Annotated in this window: 5 protein-coding genes; 3 read left to right on the plus strand and 2 right to left on the minus strand. The window is 51.4% G+C overall.

Features of this window, described 5'->3' with window-relative positions:
• Window positions 1-153 precede the first annotated feature (153 nt).
• On the plus strand, window positions 154-582 hold the full coding sequence (locus ABNT28_RS09845; protein WP_348721495.1) for a hypothetical protein: 429 nt from the start codon (window positions 154-156) through the stop codon (window positions 580-582).
• A 52-nt stretch (window positions 583-634) separates the two neighbouring features.
• On the opposite strand, the gene ABNT28_RS09850 is transcribed toward ABNT28_RS09845, so the two are convergent.
• Together ABNT28_RS09850 and ABNT28_RS09855 are read right to left on the minus strand one after the other, a co-directional pair.
• Window positions 635-1,939, minus strand: coding sequence for a UDP-glucose/GDP-mannose dehydrogenase family protein (locus tag ABNT28_RS09850; protein WP_332924449.1), 1,305 nt, complete (start codon window positions 1,937-1,939; stop codon window positions 635-637).
• Between the two features lie 88 nt (window positions 1,940-2,027).
• Window positions 2,028-2,615: an SIS domain-containing protein gene (locus ABNT28_RS09855; RefSeq protein ID WP_348721496.1), complete on the minus strand. Its 588-nt coding sequence runs from the start codon at window positions 2,613-2,615 to the stop codon at window positions 2,028-2,030.
• 91 nt (window positions 2,616-2,706) lie between these two features.
• On the opposite strand from ABNT28_RS09855, the gene galU reads away from it, so the two are divergent.
• Together galU and ABNT28_RS09865 are read left to right on the plus strand one after the other, a co-directional pair.
• Complete coding sequence (gene galU, locus ABNT28_RS09860) at window positions 2,707-3,567, plus strand: UTP--glucose-1-phosphate uridylyltransferase GalU (RefSeq protein WP_332924451.1); 861 nt, start codon at window positions 2,707-2,709, stop codon at window positions 3,565-3,567.
• Complete coding sequence (locus ABNT28_RS09865) at window positions 3,567-4,958, plus strand: phosphomannomutase/phosphoglucomutase (protein WP_348721497.1); 1,392 nt, start codon at window positions 3,567-3,569, stop codon at window positions 4,956-4,958. Before galU ends, ABNT28_RS09865 begins: the two co-directional genes overlap by 1 nt.
• Window positions 4,959-5,191 lie beyond the last annotated feature (233 nt).

Raw genomic sequence — 5,191 nt, forward strand, 5'->3', positions numbered from 1 at the left:
CCTGCAACTTATCGCGGTCTCACCTATGCAGTCATGTATAATCGGTGTGGCCCAATATAAGCCATTGCGCAGATCATACAAATCAGTACCCTTTCACGGGCAATATAAACCATCCATGGGTTATTGTTCGTTGGTTTAGATATGGGGGATGTTATGTCATTGATAATCGCGTTGAAATTTTTTCACTATTTATCGCTTTTTCTGGCTGGCGGGCTTGGCGTTGCCAATGCACTTCTGGCCAAGGCGCATCAAAAGGCAGGCATGCCGCCCGCGCCACATGTTCAAAAAACCATGATGACGCTTGCGCGCCTTGGCCTTGTCGCATTGATAATCTTGTGGGTAACAGGAGTTATTCTCACCAACCAGCTATATGGCAGTTTCAATCTTGGATGGGCGTTTCATCTGAAATTACTTGGTGCAACAGTCTTGCTTCTTGTGGTTGCCTTTTTGAATGTCCATCTGGCAGATAGCGCAAAAAAAGGCACGCCGCCAAATCCAAAAATCATGAATGCCATTCCTTATATCGCCCGCACATCTTTGGCGGCGGTACTGATCGGCATTGCGGTGGTGACAACCACATGACGCGGGCAAATACCTGACGCTTGGCGCGCCCAAATGGGTAACGACAAGACGCTTAACGGCCGATAGACGTATAAACCAGTCCGGCTTCGCGCATCTGCGCAGCATCATAGATGTTGCGTAAATCAACCAGCACCGTGCCGCGCATGGACGCAATAAAATGCGCCGCGGTCAGCGCGCGGAATTCGTTCCATTCGGTGACAATAACAACCGCATCAGCATCCACAATACAGGTATCAGCACTATCACAATAGCTGACATTGCCGGGCAGCATATGCCGTGCTTCATCCATCGCTTTCGGATCATAGGCCTTTATTTGCGCGCCTGCATTGGCAAGCTCATGCACAATATCAATTGATGGGCTATCCCGCATGTCGTCGGTTTCTGGTTTGAAGGCAAGTCCCAGAATGGCAATCACCTTGCCAGCAACAGCCCCATCTAGCGCCGACATCACGCGGCCAGCCATCGCTTGCTTGCGCCGGTCATTATAGGCCACGACTTCATCGACGATTCCAATATCGACATTATGCTGTTCGGCGGTTTTGACCAGCGCCAGCGTATCCTTTGGAAAACATGATCCGCCATAGCCAGGCCCTGCATGCAGAAACTTGTTACCAATACGCTTATCCAGCCCCATACCCTTGGCGACATCATGCACATTCGCACCGACTGCCTCACATAGGTCGGCCATCTGGTTGATATAGGAAATTTTCACCGCCAGAAAGGCATTGCTGGCATATTTAATCAGCTCGGATGTTTCCAGCGCGGTAAAGATAATCGGCGTCTCGATCAGATATAATGGTCGATACAGCGCACGTATTACCTCGCGGGCGCGTTCGCTTGTCGCGCCAACAACAACGCGGTCTGGGCGCATGAAATCGCTAATTGCTGCTCCTTCACGCAAAAATTCGGGGTTTGACGCCACGTCAAAATCAGCATCCGGATTCGTCTTTGACACAATGTCATAAACCTCACGGCCCGTGCCCACCGGCACGGTCGATTTGGTCACCACAACTGTATAGCCATCCAGATGCGGGGCAATCTCGCGTGCCACCGCATAAACAAAAGACAGGTCAGCATGGCCATCGCCGCGTCTGGCTGGCGTGCCCACCGCAATGAAAACGGCATCCGCATCGGCAACAGCGGTGCCTAGATCAGTGGTGAAATGCAAACGGCTGGCAGCGACATTACGGGCAACAAGATCTTCAAGACCTGGTTCGTAAATCGGCATGGTACCATTCTGGATAAGATCGATTTTTGCTGGATCATTATCAACGCATGTCACATCAAATCCGAATTCGGAAAAGCATGCGCCCGATACAAGGCCCACATATCCAGTTCCAACTACCGCAATTTTCAAAATACTATCTCCGTGCAAAGCTTATTCATCGACAGCCACGCTTTCAGACTTGTTATCCCCACGCTAGCATCACAATCTAATGGCTTTATTAATAGCCCAGAATTTGCTCGACGGCCATGGTCAGCACATGCCCCAGCGCGATATGTGCTTCTTGAATATGCATGGTTTTACCGCTAGGCACCGCAAACAGCATATCGCTAAGCGGTGCCAGCTTGCCGCCACCTTCACCTGTAAAACCAATGGTCTTGATGCCAGCTGTGCGGGCGGTGGCAAACGCGGCAACCACATTCGCCGAATTACCACTGGTAGAAATGCCAATCAGCACGTCACCTTCGCGCCCCAAGGCTTCGACCTGACGCTGAAAAATACCTTCAAAACCAAAATCATTCGCATAGGCGGTGATAAAAGACGTATCCGTAGTCAGCGCCAAAGCCGCCAGCCCGCCACGTGGGCGTCTATGGTCAAGCGTCGCCACAAATTCGGCAGCAATATGTTGGGCATCACCTGCCGAACCGCCATTACCGCATAACATCACCTTGCCGCCTTGCGCCAGGGCATCGGCGATCATCTGCGCAGCGTCAATAATGGCATCGGCATATATATCTGCTGTTGCCATTTTCACCGACGCTGATTCCACAAGTACCGCTTTGATTTCGGTTCCAGTTGGATATGCCATATGGACAATTACTCTATCTGTTTGCTTGCCAATCTAGTTATGAACCTATACTTGATAAGGATCAATGATGGATAGGTAAAAAGGACAGCACATGGTTAAAAAAGCCATTTTTCCTGTCGGCGGACTTGGCACACGTTTTCTGCCTGCGACCAAGGCTTTGCCTAAAGAAATGTTGCCGATCGTTGACAAACCGCTCATTCAATATGCTGTCGAAGAAGCGATCGAAGCTGGCATAGAAGAATTTATCTTTGTCACGGGCCGCAACAAGACCGCCATCGAAGATCATTTCGACCATAGTGTTGAGCTGGAATCGACATTGAAAATCCGTGGCAAGGCTCAGGCACTGGCCACCGTACATAATATGTTGCGCGATCCGGGATCGGTCATGTATGTCCGGCAACAGGAACCAGCGGGTCTTGGCCATGCTGTCTGGTGCGCGCGCCATATCGCCAAGGACGAACCGGTCGCCATCATCCTTGCTGACGATCTTATTCTGGGCAAAAGCTGCCTTGCCGAAATGGTTGATGCCTATGACGCCAAGGGCGGCGGCAATATGGTTGCGGTCATGGATGTGCCGCCTTCGCAAACCGAATCATATGGCATCGTAACGCCGGGCAAGATTGATGGAGCCTGTATCGACGTACAGGGGCTAGTCGAAAAACCAGCCCCCGATCAGGCACCGTCAACACTTGCTGTTGTTGGACGCTATATCATCCAGCCTGAGGTGTTTGCCACATTGGCTACACAGGAACGCGGTGCTGGCAATGAAATCCAGCTAACCGACGCACTGGCCAAGCAGATTGGCAAAGCTCCCTTCACCGGATTGCGCTTTTCAGGCACCCGTTTTGATTGCGGATCAAAGCTGGGCTATTTACAAGCCAATATCGCTTTCGCGCTTGAACGCCCCGATATAGCCGATGATTTACATCGCTGGATAAAAGAGACCCTTTAATGTCCTCACATCAATTTGATCCCTCGATTCTGCGTGCCTATGATATTCGCGGCATTTATGACCAAACGCTGACCGATGCTGATGCCTTTGCCATTGGCCTAGCATTCACCGCCTGTATGGATGCGCGCGGCCTTGCCAAACGCATTGCTGTCGGGCGTGATGGGCGGCTGTCATCGCCTGCTCTTGCCAGCCACCTTATTGACGGGCTGGTGGCGGGAGGTGCTGACGTTTTTGATATTGGCTGCGGGCCAACACCGATGCTCTATTATGCCAATGATGCGCTGGCAACCGACGCGGCGATTCAGGTCACTGGAAGCCATAATCCACCAACGCATAACGGTTTTAAAATGATCATGGACGGCGCTGTCTTTTTTGGCGATGACATCACTCACCTAGGCACCGTCAGCGCCACAGGGTCAACACGTCATGATGGCGGGCACGCCACCGAAATCTCAATTTTCGATGATTATGTTGCGCGGATTTTGCACGGCGCCGATGTTGGCAATGTAACAGCTGTCTGGGATTGCGGTAATGGTGCCAGTGGCGAAGTTACCGATGCGCTCACCTGCCAGCTAAGCGGCACGCATCATGTTCTATTTTCCAAGATTGATGGTACCTTTCCAAATCATCACCCTAATCCGGTTGATCCAGAAACGCTGGACATGTTACGCGATGCGGTGGCGGCACATAAAGCTGATCTGGGCATTGGCTTTGACGGTGATGGTGACAGGATCGGCCTGATCGATGCCAAAGGCCGACAGGTGCCTGGCGATCTTCTGACTGCCTATCTGGCCTTGGACATTGCCCCAAAACATCAAGGCCGTCCCATGCTGCTTGATGTCAAATCATCCGATATGGCCATGTCTCTGATCGCTGCCACAGGGGCAGATGCCCAAATCTGGAAAACTGGACATAGCCATATGAAAAAGCGGATGGCTGAACTGGATGTGCCGCTGGCAGGCGAAATGTCTGGTCATATCTTTATCAAGGATGATTATTACGGCTTTGATGATGCCATATATGTCGCCTTGCGCGTGCTTGGCCAGATGCACCGGACAGGCCAGTCAATAACCGCCTTTATGGACAGTTTGCCCCCGCAATTTGCAACGCCCGAATTACGCATTGACTGTGACGATTCGAAAAAATTTACCGCCATGGATGCACTGGCCAGCTTTGCCACCACCCGTTTTGGCAATGATGATATGTCGAACATCTCGCTTGTCGATGGCGTGCGGGTTCGTAGCGCTTCGGGCTGGTGGTTGGTGCGCGCCTCGAATACCGAAGCGGCGCTTGTGGCACGCGCCGAAGGTGCCAGTCAGGCAGCACTTGATGGCTTGATTGGCGATCTACGCGAAACCCTAAGTCACGCCAATCTGACCGTCAAAGTCTGACAATAAAACCTGATGGTAAGAAACCGATACTCTGATCTGGCGTTTGTCAGCTTTTGACACGTCAGACGATACCAAACCGTCATAATAGCTAATATCCGTCTATCTCAGACTGGCAGGCATTGATATTTTGCTCAATTTGTCCTATCTGGTGGTGATACAGGATTCGGTTTGATGCGCCGCGCTGGTCGCAACATTTATCTTAAATCTCGCCCTGTTCTTTTCTTAATGTGGAG

The organism is uncultured Candidatus Puniceispirillum sp. (assembly GCF_963979125.1).
Taxonomy (GTDB): domain Bacteria; phylum Pseudomonadota; class Alphaproteobacteria; order Puniceispirillales; family Puniceispirillaceae; genus Puniceispirillum.